Origin of the sequence: Pseudoalteromonas aliena SW19 (genome assembly GCF_014905615.1) — a bacterium.
Taxonomy (GTDB): Bacteria; Pseudomonadota; Gammaproteobacteria; order Enterobacterales; family Alteromonadaceae; genus Pseudoalteromonas; species Pseudoalteromonas aliena.
Window position 1 is genome coordinate 17,575 of record NZ_AQGU01000024.1, and the last position, 16,613, is coordinate 34,187.

Consider the following 16,613-nt stretch of genomic DNA (forward strand, 5'->3'; position numbering starts at 1 on the left):
CATAGTTTAAATTAGATTTTCTTTATAGAGTTTTAATTTTAGATTTTAATAAGTAACCTGAACTCTGGATAATAAATCTATCTCGAGCAGCTATTTTCAGCGCTAACTGCGTTGAATTTACTTGCAATAGATCCGCTATTGATGCGTAAATTCGCCTTGTTTTCACTGAAAATCTCTGGCTAGAGAAAATAAATTTAAATATCACCATGATTCAACACGTTAATAAATCTCTTAACCAGAGTTCAGGTTAAGTAAGCTTATTATTCGGTAATTTCATGAGTTGAGAGTAAAGTGAATTTTTTACAAAACTATAGCAATATTTACTTATAAAAATTTTACAGCTCTATATTTTTATTTTAAAGCTTTGTTTTATAAAGATTTTGTTTTTGGTTTGTAATTTGCTTATATTCCTATGTAATCAATTAAATTAATAAAGGAGTTATTATGAGTTCTGTTATTACTGGGTTATTTGAAAATGCATCTCAAGCAACATTAGCTATTTATAGATTAGAAGCATTAGGAGTAAATGAAGCGGATATTAGCATTGTGGCTAACAACTCGTATGCTAAGGACGATTTTGCAGTAGATGAAGGTACTAAAGCTGCTGAAGGTGGTTTGATTGGCGCTGCATCTGGCGGTGTTTTGGCTGCAATAATTGGTGGTTTCACTGCTGTTGGCTCTGTAACTACAGGCGGTGCAGGATTGTTAGTAGCAGGACCATTAGTTGCCGCATTTGCAGCCGGTGGCGCAGGAGCTGCTATCGGTGGTACATTCGGTGCCGCAATTGGTGCTCTTATCCCTGAACATGAAATCAAATTCTATGAGGATGCAATTGAAAAAGGCTCTATACTAATTGGTGTCAAATACAACAGCGATAACAAAAACAGTATTGAAGAAGTGCTTGAAAGCGCAGGTGCTAGCAATGTCTCTAAAGCGTAATTTTTAGCCTTATAAATACTTGCTAAATAAAAGGTGAACAGCATACACCAGAGTTCAAAGCGATTAACTCAAACGCTAAAGACTTACTATTGTTGATGGGGAAAATCGTGTGTTCGATTCGAATGCGATGTTAATGTGCCTTTCTGAAAACTATGCAAAGCTAAAATGTAAGGCAGAAGGGCGCATTGAAATACTGTCATAGTTAATGTTTACGCATCAGGTTTGGGTTAATATTCTGGTCGTTATTTTCGCCTTATTCGAACAAGCTAACTACTTGTGTATGCTGGTTTACGCTATTTCTTTTTAGGGCGATATATAAGTCTGAATGAATATAGATGCCTGCTGTTCCCGATGTCATTCCTGCAATTTCAAACCATGAAAGTAACTGACGTTTCCTGCCTGCAAGTTCAAGCCTTATATCGCGCTTTTTAAATATAACGTCTAGGTCGGCAAGCATGGACATTACACTTAAATCTAAGTGAGTAAAGCAGGGCACGGCATCAATTATTACACACTGAATGTCGTCTTTTTGTCTTGCGTATTGCTCTAGTAACCTGCGTTTAAAGTAGCTGGCATTAAAATAAGTTAAGGGCGAATTAAAGCGATAGATAAATACGCCTTGCACCGATTTTGCTTTATCTGTGGCGTCTAAGCTTCTTACTACGCCGTTAATATCTACGCCGAGTATGTTGTCGGTTGGGCGCATTACGGTACGAATAAACTGAAATAACCCCAATAATACAGCGAGTGTGATCCCTGGTATCACGCCAATAAATAATACGGCAAGCAATGTAGCTGAGGCGAGATAAAATGCTTGCTTGTCTTTGCGTTTTAGTTGCCAAACGGCTTTTAAATCGAGTAAGTGAACTGAAGAAATAATGAGCACAACGCCCAGTGCAGCACTGGGAATAAACTCAAGTGGGGCTGTTAAAAATATCGCTATTATAGCAATAATAGCGGCTGCGATTATTGATACTAACTGCGTTTTACCACCTGTTGCATCGTTAACTGCTGTACGTGAATCGGCACCACTTACAGCAAACCCTTGCGAAAGAGCTGAGGCTATATTGGCAATGCCTAACGCTCTAAATTCTTTATCTGCGTCTATGTCGTAGCCGTTTTTAGCTGCAAAGCTGCGCGCAGTTAGCATCATACTTACAAAACTAACGATAGCTAAGTTAAGTGCGGGTACAACTAATTCACGAATAATTCCTAAATCGAATGCTGGCGTGTTAAAAACCGGTAGCCCGCCTGTAACTGTACCAATGGTTTTTATATCAAGCTGTTTTAAATTGAAAATCCACACGAGCAGTGCGCCAAAAGCGATAGCAAACATAGAAGAAGGCCATGTTGGTTTTAGTCGCTTCATGGCAAAATAAACGCCGAAGGTGACAAGTGCCATTAATAATGTTGGAACATGTGTTTGCGATAAATAAGTTGGCACACCACCTAGGCGCTCAAGTAAGTAGCGTTCATCAAACGTAAAGCCAAATACTTTTGAGAATTGACCAACAATAATAGTGATGGCCACACCGTTTAATAAGCCCATTAAGATAGGTTTAGATAAAAAGTCGGCGAGTACGCCGAGCTTAAATTTACTGGCTATAAAGCACCAAAAACCGGTCATAGCGGTCATGGTTACTACAAGTTGCCAATGTTTAAAGCTGTCGCCCGCAGCAAGTGGTGTCACTACGGCCGCTATAACGGCACAGGTTGCAGCATCAGGGCCTATTATTAATTGTTTTGAGGTGCCGAAAAGGGCATAGAGCATCATAGGTAATATGCAAGAATATAATCCGACAGCAGCGTTAACACCGGTTAGTTGTGCGTAAGCAATTGCAACAGGTAAAGCGACTGCAGCTACCGATAGCGCAGCTCTTACATCATCAGCAAACCATTGACGTTCGTAGTTAAGTAATGTGTTTAAACCGGGCATGAAATTATATAAACGCGACAGCACTTAAGTTTTTCCTACTAATAGTCATAAGGTTTTGATAGTAAATTTAATATTAAAATAAGTATAGTTAGAAAAAAGAAAATTTTACGTAATCTAAATTCACTTTTTGGCATTTAAAGTGGCGTAGTTCAAAGAAGTAGTCGTGAATCAAAATCACATCGATTGTTGAGTAACAATTACTTTGTGAATAGGTTATTTTATAGCAGAAAAAGCCCAATATATTAGATATCGGGCTTAGAGTTTATTGTTTATAAAGATTAATTTGCTTTGGAGTGTCTAGATTAGCTATTTAGCTCACCGGTTGATGACTCTAAGTGTGCACGTATAAACCATTGAAACTGCTCTAATTCAGCAAGTTGGCTAGTGATCATGTCTTCTGAAACAGGATCTAACTCAGAAAGCGTCTCAATGGCTTTTCTGTGATCGGCGTTAATGCCATTATAGACTTCATTGAGTGCACCTAAATGTTCTGTCACTAAGCCTTTACCCATTGAGTATTCATTCCATGTGCGACGATCGACAATTGATTTTGGGGTGCCTACTGGTACGCCGCCAAGTGTTGCGATGCGCTCTGCTATGGTATCAGTCATTTCGCGCACAACATCCACCTGAGGGTCTAGCATTTCGTGTACGCCAATAAAGTTGGGACCAACTACATTCCAGTGAATATGCTTTAAAGTAAGTTGTAAATCTATTAATGCGACCATGCGGTTATCGAGAGTCGCTATTGTTTTTTCAGCTGATTCATTACTCATACCCGGTGCGGTAAATTTAGCTATTTTGCTTGATTCGTTACTGTTACTCATAATTCCTCCTGCTTAAATATTTAATATTACTATGTGTATTCGCTACATAATAAATATCACTAGTCTTAGTAATGCAAAGACTACGCCGAAACATCAAAACTTTAAAAGTGCTTTAAGTTCAAGTTATTATGTTTTTTTTCAGGAGTTTGGTTGGTATGAATGGCTTTTATTTTTGAAAAGTCTGCATACATTTGTAAAACTTGCAGACTTTATTTTGATTACGCTTTAGGTGTATTTTAAATTTGAGTTATATATTCATGTGCTTTTAAAACATCGAGTGAGATTATTTCTAATGCTTTTTTATTTGTTGCTTCAAGCACCACAGGCGGTGCAACATTAGCAGCAATAGCATGGAGCCATCGCACCGCACATAGACACCATTTATCACCCGCTTTTAAGCCATCAAAATCGTAAAGAGGGTTAGGGCTAACCAAATCATTACCTTGCGATTTAGAGAACTGCAAAAATTCGTCGGTCATAATTGCGCATACACTGTGATTGCCAAAATCTGAATCAGGTACATAGCAAAAGCCTTCGCGCGTGTAACCGCCATTTCCGCAACATAACTTTAAACGAGTACCGAGTACATTAAATTGATTCGCCATAAGGACGCCTTAGTTTGTTGTATTTTTATAAATTTAATCCGTATATTCTTCGGGCTTAGCGCCTAATTATTTGATACGCAGTGCCATACAGTCGCTATGACCGTTGATGATCATACTTTTATCAACGCGCACGCCACCGCCTGAGTATTTACCTGCAGCTGTGAAGCTACATATTTGTACAAAGTAGTCATCAACTTTAGGTAGTGCAAATAGCTGTTGGTATATTTGATCTTGCGATGCAAAGTGCCCAACCGTTTTTTCTATAATTTGCTGCTGTTCGTCAACAAGCTGAATATTAGCACCGCATCGGCCAACAATAGGTTTAACTACGTAACCGGATTGTAGTAGCTCTTCGTTAAGTTCAAACGCGGTATTTAGTAAATACTTATGATTTGGAAATAGACTCCACAGTATTGGCAAAATTGCTTTATTACTGGGTATCAATGTCCACAGTGGTTCAAACACCATAACATTTTTACGCAGTAATACATCGGCTAAACGCGGAGTTTCACCTGCTTGAAGTTGTGGTTCAAAATTATCAGCTAATGACTGGTCGGCCTCGCACTCCTCACGAATTTGATCAAGCGCGGTTTCCCACGACCACGTTTTCCACACATAACTCAATTGTGCACCATCGGCATCTACTATGTTTCCTGATTCATTCCAGCGAAGTGTGCTTAAGCCAATAACTAATTTGCATTCAAAGCCAGCGGCTTCAATGGCTTCTTTCATAAATAATGCATGGTAATGCTCTTCTGGCTCGTCGTCTTGTAGGATATGAACAAGGCCTTTTACCTCACTTTTACGCCATGCTTTTACTAAGTCTTTAAATAAACTTTGGCCTGCATCTACACCGGTTTTAACACCAAAATGTTTTCCCCATTTGCCCTGAATTTTACCACTTTCCATATAGCATGATGCCGAATCACAATTGTATTCGTAAACTTTTAAACCCGCAGTGGTCAAAGCAAAGTCAAATCGACTGGTAATTAACTGATTTAAGCGGTTATCCCACGATTGGCGAATTTTACTAAGCACTACATCGGGTAAATTAAACTTTTTTAATAGTTCAGGGTGCTGCAATACATAATCAGTAGCGTGCATAAACAAGCCGTGGAGTTCATTTGTTGCATGCTCTATGGTTTGTTGGGCCGTTTGTGATATTGCAAAGTAATTATGTTGCTCCTCATCTACCGAGGTTAATTTATGACCTTGCATCATGTCTACATAAGCGGCTTCATCGTCATTCGCAATATTTAACCATGACTTGTTTGCTTGCCCTATATCGGCTGCTTTATGAGCTTCTATTGTAAATAAATCTTTGTTTAGCTCAGATGTCGGTTCAGCGTATTCTGTTTTATCCGTTTGTGTCATCCAACCTAAAATAGTGGCATCACTGTACGAGCATTCAATCCAGTAGTCGCCATCTTTGGTTACTTTTGCTTTTAGCTCGCGGCACCAGCTTTGATCTTTTGGCCATATTTGATGTCCGACATTTTGCTCAGCAAGACGTATTTTATCTTCATGAACTTCAACAACGACTGCCACATGGCCTGTTTCTTCAAACTCACCGCCTTCTTCCCAAATCAGTAAACTACCTACTTGAGGATGATGTTTAGCACCATTTTTAAATGCGTTTAGCGGTAGCCTATTTTGGCTACTTACATCGCGCACAGAACGAAGCTCAAAAATATCGTAAGCCATGGCAATATCGTCAAAAATATAACCGTGATTGAGATACATCCAGCGGCGTGCAAACTCAACACATTGCCATTTATAGCCCATGTAAATACCATCAAGATAACTGCGATAGGCACTACGGTTAGGGTAAGTGCTTTCGTCAGCGGTATCGTAATCAGATGAGTAAACAGCCACGTTACCGGGCGCATAACCGAGCAAAGTGCCAAAAACGCTAGCAGGGGCAGAAGTTTTCATAGATAAATGGGTTCAAAATAAGGGAGTGATAATTCGCTGACTATAGGAGCGAAGCTGGTTTTTAGCAAGATATAAAATATGCATTATTATTTGCTAGTTTATAAATTTTGGCATGGTCAAATTAGGCGTTTTAACTAGCATCGACTCTAAAAGCCAGTAGCACTGAATAAATTGAAGATAGCTAACGATTTAATTTAGTTATCTTTTTCCAGTTTCAGTTTTTCTTCCATTAATATGAGTAATTGGCCATTTAGTTCAACGAGTTGATTTTGAAGTACCTTTTTCTGTTCAGCAACTTGTTCAGAACCATCATCAACTAGCTCGTCTAATTGGAGCTCTAAGGCTTCTATTTCTTTTTTCTTTTGTTCAATAAGCTCATCAATAGGTGTTTTTGGCTCAGTGCTTTCACCTTCGCTCACAGCTTCTGCGTCTTTGTCGTTAAGTTGCTTAATTATATTTCCACCTAACTTATCTTTATCATTTTCAATTGATTCTTGAGCACTTAACGAACTTACCTGTTTTTCATCAGCCGACGTTTCTTGTCTGAGCTTATCTTGCCCCTCTGCTGATATATTAACTTGGGAACTTGCGGTTACTGATTTTTGTGCCAGTAATTGCTGGGGTGACTTGTTCGATGATGCGAGCCCTTTAGTGTATAAATCGATATTAGGCGCTGTATTTGAAATCCGCATATTTTCCATAATATTTACCATGTTAAAAAATAAAATAAGTGTCGATAGATGCTTGTTATGTTTCGTGCATCTATTTTTACATAATTGTACCTTTATTATCGGCAAACCTTATTTATTCTTTAGCTGCTATTTATTTTATAGGCTAAATACAAGGAGCGATAAATTAATATCGTAACAAAAGGCTACTGGTTTTTATTAGGGTCTGTTGACCTTTTAAGGTTGAATTTGCAGCAGTCTGCTTGGTTTTTAGGCAAGGTAGAGCCTATGGTGTGTGGTTATTCCCCATAAATAGGCGATAAGGCAACATTAATGCCATACAGACGCTTCTCCTAGGAAGAACAAATTTTAATCCACAAAGGTCAACACGCTCTAGGGCGTGTTGACCTTTCGTGATTGATTTTGCAGCAGTACGTTTGATATTTAGGCAAGACAGAGCCTGTGATGTGTGGTTGTTCCCCATAAATAGGCGATAACGCAGCATAGATACCAAACATGCGCTGCCCTTTGGGTTCTTTCTAGGGGCGATTAACTCTTTGTTGCTCGGTTTTTACTTAGCCCACTAGGTTACAAACCTCGCGCCGCGATTAAATCGCCCCTAGATTGAACAAATTTCAATCCACAAAGGTCAACACGCCCTAGTTAAAGTAAATATGATTTATTTGAAAAATAAGTCATATTTAGTGCGCCATTTTCTGTAAATGTTTACTAGCGCACATTGAGTATGGTTTCGTTAAGATAATAGGGCTGCTGCAAGTCTTACAAAATCTGATGATGTTAAGATGCCGACTAATTTATTTTGTTCATCAATTACCGGCATGCAGCCGTGTCTATTTTCAACAAAAAAAGTGACAACATCACGCAGTGGTTGCGTAGGTGTTACGCTTACAAAGTCGGTAACCATGATATCTTCTACTTTTGTTTGCTTTTCTTTGCGCATAAGCGCATTTTCGCCGTAGGTTGTTAAAATACCCATTACTTTGGCTATCATGATTTTTTGGGTCAGCATACCAACTAGTTCACCATTTCCATTAATTACAGGAATATGGCGAATATTTTTTTCTTTCATCAGGTTATGTGCATCATGCAAGGTGTGATCTGCACTTACTGCCAATGGATCTGACGTCATTAGATCTGAAACTATTTGGTTCATTTTTATACCTTGTAGTCATTATTTAGTCAGTATTATTTTAGTTCCATTTACTTTCATTGCACTTTATCTAGATCAAGTTTTAGTCTTATTTGAGTAATTAACCTGAACGCTGGATAATAAATCTATCTCAAGCCGCTATTTTCAGCGCTAACTGCGTTGAATTTATTTGCAATAGGCCCGCTGTTGACGCGTAAATTCGCCTTGTTTTCACAGAAAATCTCTGGCTAGAGAAAATAAATTTAAATATCAGCATAATTCAATACGTTAGTAAATCTCTTAACCAGAGTTCAGGTTAATTAGTGATAATTATCATTTTTGCCAAATTTAAATTTTAAATACCAACAATCCACAATTGAAAACCGCTGTATCACTACAGCGGCTTTTTTCTCGTTAATAAGAGTTAAATTTGTTGATCTACTAAGCTTCTTATTTCGCTTAGTGTGGTTTCTTTCACTATTTTGCCGTTTTCAAAAACGACCTCTAATAAACCTTGCGCTTCTTCTTGCTCGCTTACGTCATCAAACAAAGTGAGTTCGCCGTTTACTCTGTCGATTTTTAAAAGCCCTTTAGCTGACTTTTTCTTTGAATCAGTTTTTGGATCTTTAAAAATAGCCAAACGTTCACCAGCTTTAACTACGCTCGTTGCTTTTACGGCAGAGCCATGCGTATCACGTGTTACATATTGGTAGCTGTAAGAGCCAATACCAAGCACTACTTTTGATGCAAACCCTTTATCCATGAGGCGTTGTAAAATTTGGCGTTGGCGGGTTAGTGTTATAGCGTCGCCGTAAATAGCGCCAATATGATCATCAAGCAGTTTATAACCTTTTGATGTTGTTGTGCCGCCAAATATATCCCATAGGCACTCTATAAGTCCTTTAACTTCACATTCCATCAGTTCAATCGTGTTGTTATCTTCAAATCCAAAGTATTGGCCATTAAAGCGATATGCCTCAAAGCCATTTTGAATAGTCTCTTTTTCAGCTTCTTTTTGTGTTTCAAATAACTCACTGTAATCAGAGATAGGTGAAACCTTGTAACCCGTTAATACTTTAACAGGGTCGCCCGAGTCGGGACGTATAACTAAGGTGCCATCGCGCGCCATAATTTCGCTTTTTAACTGAGGTAGATAATCAGTTACTAACGTCCAAAAATCCCATGTGTCAGATACAACACTTAAAATCCCTTTTGGTGATTGCTCTTTCATTAAGTACTTAAAAAACTCTATTTCACCTTCCATAATCCATGAGCAGGTAACCGAGTGTTCAGTTGCATCTACAGAGCAGCCAACGAGCTCGTTATCTACATTTGCTCCGTAATATTTTTCTGCAAATAAAACAGCGGGAATGGTATCTGTACCTACCAGTCCTGATGCTAAATGACCAAAGCCACTCATTGCCGCAGCGTGTTTGCCAAACATACCTCTAAAGCTAAAGTCATGGCCTTGAAACGGCACAAATTCCATAGGCATTCCTGTTTTTTGTGCAAATTCTTTGAATACTTTTAAATATGCGACAGAAGTTGTCGTACTGGTTTGTATTGGCCAGTTTTCGCAGCTCAATACTGTTTCAATCATATTTGTTAACCATTGAAAGCCAGCTTTAGTATTTACTATCGTCATAGGAGGTACTAAATAAGGGACTAGCGTTCCCTCCGGTAATGCTTTAATTTTTAGTGGCAAGTAACCTAAATCGTGTAAGTCTTCTAAATATTTTACATCAACTGTATAGCCAAGCATTGAGCTCATAATACGCTTGTGATTAGCGACTGCGGTTGCTTTATCAGCTTTAAAAAACTCACTCCATTCTTCTAAAAGATAACTTTTAATAAAGTATTGAAGGCCAACAAACGCAACTTTATCGTTATTTTCTATGTTGCTAAGTTTTCCGCTTCTTGATGTGAAGTTTGCATATACTTCACTTACGTCAGGATGATAAGCGCGGCTATGGAATTCTTTGTAAACGTCTTTTTGCATACTTGCAGCTATTATAGTCATGGTGTTTTCCTTACATCTCAATTATTTGTAAACTAATGGTGTTACTATTTTTAAACTCATTAGCCGGTTTAAATGAATCTGTTGTATAAATACGCTCTATCAGGCCCTCAAAAACATCAAGCCCCTTTGAAAAAATACCGTGAGTAATAAAAAGAGAAACTTCAACAGCGCCATTACTTTTTAGTACCTTGGCCAGTTCGATAAAGGTTCTGCCGCCGTCACAAATATCATCGGCAATAAGCACGCTTTTACCTTTAACATCGCCAATAATTTCGGTTTTGATTATTTCGCCTGTTTTTAAGTTTCTCACTTTTTGAGCTTGAATAACCTCAGGTACGCCATTGAACTTTTCTGAAATTTTAATGGTTTTTTTACTTGCTCCTGCATCTGGAGAGATGAGTGTTAATTCGCCTTGCAAGAGTCTTTGGCTTAGCTCTTCAGAGCGCTCAAGTAACAAAATTTGTTCAACATTGGTTACTTTATTAATTAAAGCTGGGGATACATCGCTATGGGCATCCCAAATAGTAACCTTTGAAAAATTTAAGCTATTAATAAAGTTAGCCATAACAGCAGCGCCTAAAGCTTCTCCTTCAACGCATACACGGTCTTGGCGTGCATAAGGAAAGTAGGGAATAACAAGTTCGATAGGCGTACTGTCATTTGTTAATCTTTTTAACGCATCGACAGCAATCATTAATCTAACCATTTTTGAAGAGTTGGTTAGTCGTTCAAAAATCTCTATTTTTATAGAGTCTGAAAAATTAGCGGCGTTAAATCTGACATGCTCTTCACCACCAGAAAAAGTGAAATTATCATAATCAACTAACGATTTACTTCCTGTTGAGTTATAGCTAAATACTTTCATTTTTTGTCCTTTCAATGTTTGTGTCCTAGCGACACAATTAAATTATCAAATGTACCTATAGTAATCAAGCTATTTTTTAAACTAAATCACTGAGCAAATTGTATGTTTGTAATTGTACTGTAGGTTGAAATTGAGATATGTTTGATTTATTGTGTCATTAAGACATTAACTTTGCATGGGCATGCAATGACTAATCATTACGATATTACTGAATACAAAAACCCATTATTTACAGTTGATAGTGTGCTGTTTACTGTTAAAAACGGTGCTCTAAAAGTGCTCATGGTTAAGCGTGCGAACGAACCTTTTGCTGGGCGATGGGGACTTCCTGGTGGATTTGTTGATATAGACATTGACGATAGCGTGAGTATGACGGCGCTTAGAAAGCTTAAAGAAAAAACCAGTGTGGCGCCTCAATATTTAGAGCAATTACAAACATACTCAGGCATTAATCGTGATCCTAGAGGATTTAGTGTCACTTTAGTTTATTTTGCTTTAATTGCAGAGGCGCAAGTATCAACCCACATAGAAACAGTTGATGATGCAAAGTGGATTGATGTTGAAAAAGTTAGTGATTTACCAGTGGCTTTTGATCATAAGTATATTATTGAGCAAGCTAAAGATCGTTTAAAGCAAAAAGCATTGTATTCAATGGCACCTGTTTATTGTTTGCCAGAGCATTTTACCGTAGGGCAATTGAAGTCAGTAATTGAAACTATTATAGGTAAACCTGTTCAGCGTAAAAGTATAATTAGACGTATTGAGGCTGCTGATATGTTTGAAACACTAGATGAAAAAGTTAAATCTGGCGGGCGCTTAGCGCAGTTATATAAAGTAAAAGCCGGCGTTGATATTGTAAATTTTGAACGTAATTTAAGTGTCTAACTTTAAATGGAATTAAATTTTGAGTAGTAAAAACGTCCTGTCGTATTATCGCGATTGCTATAAAGAAGATAGCGCGGATTTAAATTTATGGAATCTAAATAAATTAAAAAAAGAGGATCGCCTTGTTCTTGAAGGCCGAGATGATTTAGGTTCAGGGTTTTTACCACGTCTTCCAATTCCTGCAGAATTTGCTGAGCAAATGATGAAGCGTGTAGAAGTCTATCAGCGAGAACGGGTATTACTTTATGCTCGCTTTATATTAGTTGGTAATCTTGAGGTTAGGGGGGAGTTAAAACACGTTGTTACGCCTATTTTATTTAATGAGGCGATTATTGAAAAAGATCAGGATGACTATTATTTTTCTCTTAATGATGCTCAACCGGATGTAAATGAATCATTAACTCAACTATTAATACCACAGGTTAACAAGCTTACAAGTATTGATGAAACGGCTGATATTCAGTCAGCTTATTTTTGGACTTCATTATTAAAAGAAAGCCCGATAGCGCTAAACCTATTTGAGCTTTTAAACTATCCTGAGCTTGCTGATTCTGACGAAATCAAAAAAGCCTTAAAAAGTAAAATCCCAACACTTTTACCCGCTTCTATGCTGGTTTTTGTCGAGCGCTCAAATAGTAGCCGGGGTGTGCTGCATGAGCTAGAAGAAATCATTGAATCAGATAAACTATCACCGCCTATTAACGGTTTAATTGACACTGTAAAGCCTTCAATTAAAAATAAAAACCTAAAGTACGATTATTTGCCTGGGTTATTATCAGCTGCGCAAAAGAAAGTTATCTCAATTGCTGCAAATATTAATTTAGGCTGTGTTTCTGGGCCGCCAGGTACGGGGAAAAGCTACACCATTGCAGCTATTGCAGCCGAACATATGGCTCGAGGAGAGTCGGTGCTTATTGTAGCAAACAATAATCCCGCACTGGATGTAATAGCCGATAAGCTTGATGAAAACTTTGGGCTAAGCGACGTATCTATACGCGCCGGACAAAAAGAATTCTTAAAAAAGTTAAAAGATTATATTGCTGATTTATTAGCAGGATATTTAGCTGACGAACACGACAACTCTGTGTTTATTGAGTCTGAACTAAACAAGCTAAATACCTCATTAAATGAATTAGAGTTACGTTTTAGCCAATTCTGTCAACGAGCAATAATCAGAGGGAATAGGCTCAAAAATCTCGAAGAAAAAGAGATCAAATGGCTTACAGATTTATATATTCGGTTTGCGCGACGCGGTATTCAAAAATTAGCAAAGCAATGGTCTTCGTTAGAGCAAATAAATACGCAGCAAATTAAAAGAGAAAAGCTGGCGAGTAGTTATTTAAGCGCGTTAAAAAATAAAAACCTTAAAGCGCTAATTGATACTCAGCGTAAATCGTTAAACGCATTTAACCAAGCTATTCGTAGTCGCACATCTAAAAGACAGTTTGAGCTTTTTGATAATATAGAATACGAGGCTTTATTATCGGCTTTTCCGGTGTGGCTCGTAAGTTTAAATACCTTGTATAGAGTACTACCGTTAAAAGCCGAAATGTTCGACTTAGTTATTATTGACGAAGCGACACAATGTAATATCAGTAGTTGTTTACCTGCACTTTATCGCGCAAAAAGAGCGATTATTGTCGGTGATACTAAGCAGTTAAGACATTACTCTTTTTTGGCAAAAAACAAAGAAGCCCAGCTTATGTCTAAGAATAATGTGAGCTTTAGCGATAAAGGCGTTATGAGCTATCGTGATAACTCTATTTTAGATCTAACCTTAAATGCATTAAACGATAATAAACAACTGGCATTTTTAGATGAACACTTTAGAAGCAAGCCTGAATTAATTAATTTTAGTAACGAGCATTTTTATCAATCAAAGTTAAAAATAATGCAGCACAGGCCCTGTACAAGTACGGGTAACTTACTGGTACAACGCGTTAATGGAACTCGAGATAGTTCAGGTATTAATCATCTTGAGGCGAGCAGTATTATAAACACGATTAAGCAACAAATTACTGATGATAAAAGCGCAGGGATCAGCCATAGCATTGGGGTTGTTTCACCTTTTAGAAGCCAAGCTGATTATATTACCAAAGAGATAGAAACTCACTTTAATGAAGCTGAGATAATAAAGCATAAACTGAGATCTGCCACTCCATTTGGTTTTCAAGGCGAGGAGCGAGATATTATGCTCATCTCTTTTGCGCTAGATAATAACGCTAAAAGAGCTGCGGCTTATATTAATAAAGCAGATGTATTTAATGTGTGTATTACACGAGCAAGGCAAAAACAATGTGTATTTTTATCAATAGATGAAACGCAATTGCCAGAGTATTATTTACTAAGACGCTATATAAGTTCAATAACGCAGTTTGAAGCAACTCACAATGTAACCTCCGATATTGATAAATTTCAGCGAAGCGTTATTTGCAAATTAACTAGTTTAAAAATAGAAACGTGGGCTGGTTACACGATAGCCGGAACGGATGTTGATATTCTTTGCCGTTATAATGGTCGATATCTTGCGATTAATTTAATTGGTTTTCCAGGGCCATGGGCTGATTTTTTTGAGCTCGATACCTATAAATTATTTAGCCGCGCTAACATTGAGATACTACCAATTAGTTACGGATTATGGGTTGTAGATAAAAGTACGTGTGTACAACACATTATTAGTAAGCTTAAAGTAATACAGTAAGTTATAAAAAGGAATTTAAATGTTGTTATCATTATTAAGGCCTGAGTATGGCTACTATGCATTTTTATTATTAGCATTATTAACTTTACTTGCTTCGATAGATGAGTATTTTTTTGTAAAAAGAGAAAAAATTAGAGATAAAAATATTTCTAATAAACAGAAAAAATTGAATATATCTTTAGATGAGTCAATTCAGCAAAATAATAACGAATACCGTCGAAAATTAGCTCAACGAAGTGATGTAATAAAGTCACTAGTGTTAATTTATGAAACAAGCGCATACGTACTGACTCTTTTTATCATGTTATTTCCTTTTGTTTTAACTGTTTATATTCCCTTTGTTTTACTTTTTACAGGTAACTATTTTTATTATTTTGTCGTTTATTTTGCTATTTGGGGTGCTTATTTTCTTTTACTCACTTTATATACAAAGCTAAAGCGCGATGGTATTCCTCTTCTTACTGCTATTATGGCATTCGCTGCTTATTTACTAATAAGTATATTAATGGTCATTATTAGATGGTTAATAGAAGTGATTGGGTAATGGTTAAAGCACATTGCTCGGGTTGATATTTATCGCTTTTATTTTTACAACTATTGATGTTTCTATAGCTAAATAGCTATTTAACCTGAACTCTGGATAATAAATCTATCGCGAGCAGCTATTTTCAGCGCTAACTACGTTGAATTTACTTGCAATAGGCTAGCTATTGACGCGTAAGTTCGCCTTGTTTTCACTGAAAATCTCTGGCTAGAGAAAATAAATTTAAATATCAAAATAATTCAATATGTTAGTAAATCTCTTAACCAGAGTTCAGCTTAATTAAATTAACTATTTTTCGTAGAACGGATAATCGCTATACCCAAGCTCGGTGCCACCATACATAGTGGCCGCATCGGCTTCGTTAAGAGGCCAATTATTAGCGATACGCTCTGGTAAATCAGGGTTAGCTATAAATGGGCGGCCAAATGCAAATAAATCACCGTAGCCTTTGCCTAAAATACGAATTGCTTTTTCGACGGTGTATTTACCAGCATAAATAATTCGCCCAGAAAACTCAGCTCTAACGGCTTTATAAAATTGCTCTGGCAAATCGGGGGCGTTATCCCAATCAGCTTCAGCAATTGATAAGTAAGCAATACCAGCTTGTTCAAGCACTTTTACGGCTTCTACGTAGGTGTGATGAGGGTCTGATTCTACAAGTCCTAAATACACACGGTCTTCATCTGTACTTGCAAATAATGGGGCAAAACGCACACCCAAACGATCAGCGCCAACTACGTCACTAACTGCTGCAACAATCTCTTTTAAAAAGCGTAAACGGTTAGTAAGCGTTCCACCATATTGATCATCACGGTTGTTGGTGTGTTCAGAAATAAATTGGTTAACTAAATACCCGTTAGCGCAATGTAGTTCAACACCATCAAAACCGGCTTCAAGCGCATTACGTGCTGCTTGAGCGTACATATTTATAAGCTCACCTACCTCAGCAGTACTTAATGCGCGAGGTTCACTTGGATCGGCTAATGCGCCCTCACCAGGTGCCGTTTCAATAAATACTTTTACGTTGTCTGCAGTAATATTTGAAGGACCCACAGGTTTATCTGCATTAGGTTGCAACGTGGTATGTGAAACACGGCCTACATGCCAAAGCTGAGCAAAAATAATGCCGCCTTTTGCATGTACGGCTTGCGTTACTTTTTTCCAGCCTTCAATTTGTGCTTGTGAATGTAGGCCAGGGGTCCATGCATAACCTTGACCTCGTGGTTCTATTTGGGTGCCTTCAGTAACCATAAAGCCTGCTGAAGTACGTTGTGCATAATAGCTGGCCATTAAATCGTTAGGAATATTACCTGGCTGAGTACTTCGAGAACGTGTCAGTGGAGGCATTACAATACGGTTTTTAAGCGTGAAAGGGCCAAATTCTACTGATGAAAATAACGTACTGGTATCTGAAATAGGGTTGTTCATTAAAACTCTCTCTTAAAGCAAACTTAGTGGCTTACTATAATTTACAAGGCAAAATATTTTGATGCTTAGCTGTTTAAGCAATGTTGGTAAGTTTAGAGTTTTAAAGATAC

Annotated in this window: 13 protein-coding genes; 4 read left to right on the forward strand and 9 right to left on the reverse strand. The window is 37.6% G+C overall.

Annotated elements, in window-relative coordinates:
• The first annotated feature begins 444 nt into the window (after positions 1–444).
• The gene (locus PALI_RS05105; protein ID WP_193155109.1) at positions 445–939 is read left to right on the forward strand and encodes a hypothetical protein; all 495 of its coding nucleotides are present in this window, start codon (positions 445–447) and stop codon (positions 937–939) included.
• 253 nt (positions 940–1,192) lie between these two features.
• Here the strand turns inward: PALI_RS05105 and PALI_RS05110 are convergent, their stop codons facing one another.
• The 8 genes from PALI_RS05110 to prs all read right to left on the reverse strand — a co-directional run bounded on the left by PALI_RS05110 (position 1,193) and on the right by prs (position 10,945).
• A complete protein-coding gene (locus tag PALI_RS05110; RefSeq protein WP_193155110.1) occupies positions 1,193–2,899 on the reverse strand; it encodes a SulP family inorganic anion transporter in 1,707 nt (568 codons plus the stop codon).
• 278 nt (positions 2,900–3,177) lie between these two features.
• Positions 3,178–3,702 carry a DNA starvation/stationary phase protection protein Dps gene (gene dps / locus PALI_RS05115; RefSeq protein WP_077535873.1) on the reverse strand — a complete coding sequence of 175 codons (525 nt, stop codon included), beginning with the start codon at positions 3,700–3,702 and terminating at the stop codon, positions 3,178–3,180.
• A gap of 236 nt (positions 3,703–3,938) precedes the next feature.
• Positions 3,939–4,307 (reverse strand): DUF2237 family protein, encoded by a 369-nt coding sequence (locus tag PALI_RS05120; protein ID WP_182702954.1) that lies wholly within the window; start codon positions 4,305–4,307, stop codon positions 3,939–3,941.
• Between the two features lie 66 nt (positions 4,308–4,373).
• Positions 4,374–6,242 carry a bifunctional glutathionylspermidine amidase/synthase gene (gene gss / locus PALI_RS05125; RefSeq protein ID WP_193155111.1) on the reverse strand — a complete coding sequence of 623 codons (1,869 nt, stop codon included), beginning with the start codon at positions 6,240–6,242 and terminating at the stop codon, positions 4,374–4,376.
• A gap of 194 nt (positions 6,243–6,436) precedes the next feature.
• Positions 6,437–6,943: a hypothetical protein gene (locus PALI_RS05130; protein WP_193155112.1), complete on the reverse strand. Its 507-nt coding sequence runs from the start codon at positions 6,941–6,943 to the stop codon at positions 6,437–6,439.
• Positions 6,944–7,664: 721 nt separating this feature from the next.
• Positions 7,665–8,084 (reverse strand): CBS domain-containing protein, encoded by a 420-nt coding sequence (locus PALI_RS05135; protein WP_193155113.1) that lies wholly within the window; start codon positions 8,082–8,084, stop codon positions 7,665–7,667.
• A gap of 400 nt (positions 8,085–8,484) precedes the next feature.
• Positions 8,485–10,080, reverse strand: a complete 1,596-nt coding sequence (locus PALI_RS05140; RefSeq protein ID WP_193155114.1) for a nicotinate phosphoribosyltransferase — start codon at positions 10,078–10,080, stop codon at positions 8,485–8,487.
• 10 nt (positions 10,081–10,090) lie between these two features.
• Positions 10,091–10,945, reverse strand: a complete 855-nt coding sequence (prs, locus tag PALI_RS05145) for a ribose-phosphate diphosphokinase (RefSeq protein WP_193155115.1) — start codon at positions 10,943–10,945, stop codon at positions 10,091–10,093.
• Between the two features lie 186 nt (positions 10,946–11,131).
• On the opposite strand from prs, the gene PALI_RS05150 reads away from it, so the two are divergent.
• Genes PALI_RS05150 through PALI_RS05160 form a run of 3 tightly spaced genes read left to right on the forward strand, consistent with a single transcriptional unit; the run spans position 11,132 to position 15,075 of the window.
• Positions 11,132–11,830 carry an NUDIX hydrolase gene (locus PALI_RS05150; protein ID WP_193155116.1) on the forward strand — a complete coding sequence of 233 codons (699 nt, stop codon included), beginning with the start codon at positions 11,132–11,134 and terminating at the stop codon, positions 11,828–11,830.
• Between the two features lie 19 nt (positions 11,831–11,849).
• Entirely contained in the window at positions 11,850–14,531 is a 2,682-nt protein-coding gene (locus PALI_RS05155) for a DEAD/DEAH box helicase (RefSeq protein ID WP_226894493.1), read from the forward strand.
• A 19-nt stretch (positions 14,532–14,550) separates the two neighbouring features.
• The gene (locus PALI_RS05160; RefSeq protein WP_193155117.1) at positions 14,551–15,075 is read left to right on the forward strand and encodes a hypothetical protein; all 525 of its coding nucleotides are present in this window, start codon (positions 14,551–14,553) and stop codon (positions 15,073–15,075) included.
• Between the two features lie 288 nt (positions 15,076–15,363).
• On the opposite strand, the gene PALI_RS05165 is transcribed toward PALI_RS05160, so the two are convergent.
• Positions 15,364–16,503: an alkene reductase gene (locus tag PALI_RS05165; protein WP_193155118.1), complete on the reverse strand. Its 1,140-nt coding sequence runs from the start codon at positions 16,501–16,503 to the stop codon at positions 15,364–15,366.
• Positions 16,504–16,613 lie beyond the last annotated feature (110 nt).

Coding starts and splice junctions, on each gene's coding strand:
- PALI_RS05150 (WP_193155116.1), top strand. CDS start 11,132: ATGACTAATCATTACGATATTACTGAATACAAAAACCCATTATTTACA.
- prs (WP_193155115.1), bottom strand. CDS start 10,945: ATGAAAGTATTTAGCTATAACTCAACAGGAAGTAAATCGTTAGTTGAT.
- PALI_RS05120 (WP_182702954.1), bottom strand. CDS start 4,307: ATGGCGAATCAATTTAATGTACTCGGTACTCGTTTAAAGTTATGTTGC.
- PALI_RS05130 (WP_193155112.1), bottom strand. CDS start 6,943: ATGGAAAATATGCGGATTTCAAATACAGCGCCTAATATCGATTTATAC.
- dps (WP_077535873.1), bottom strand. CDS start 3,702: ATGAGTAACAGTAACGAATCAAGCAAAATAGCTAAATTTACCGCACCG.
- gss (WP_193155111.1), bottom strand. CDS start 6,242: ATGAAAACTTCTGCCCCTGCTAGCGTTTTTGGCACTTTGCTCGGTTAT.
- PALI_RS05135 (WP_193155113.1), bottom strand. CDS start 8,084: ATGAACCAAATAGTTTCAGATCTAATGACGTCAGATCCATTGGCAGTA.
- PALI_RS05105 (WP_193155109.1), top strand. CDS start 445: ATGAGTTCTGTTATTACTGGGTTATTTGAAAATGCATCTCAAGCAACA.
- PALI_RS05140 (WP_193155114.1), bottom strand. CDS start 10,080: ATGACTATAATAGCTGCAAGTATGCAAAAAGACGTTTACAAAGAATTC.
- PALI_RS05165 (WP_193155118.1), bottom strand. CDS start 16,503: ATGAACAACCCTATTTCAGATACCAGTACGTTATTTTCATCAGTAGAA.
- PALI_RS05160 (WP_193155117.1), top strand. CDS start 14,551: ATGTTGTTATCATTATTAAGGCCTGAGTATGGCTACTATGCATTTTTA.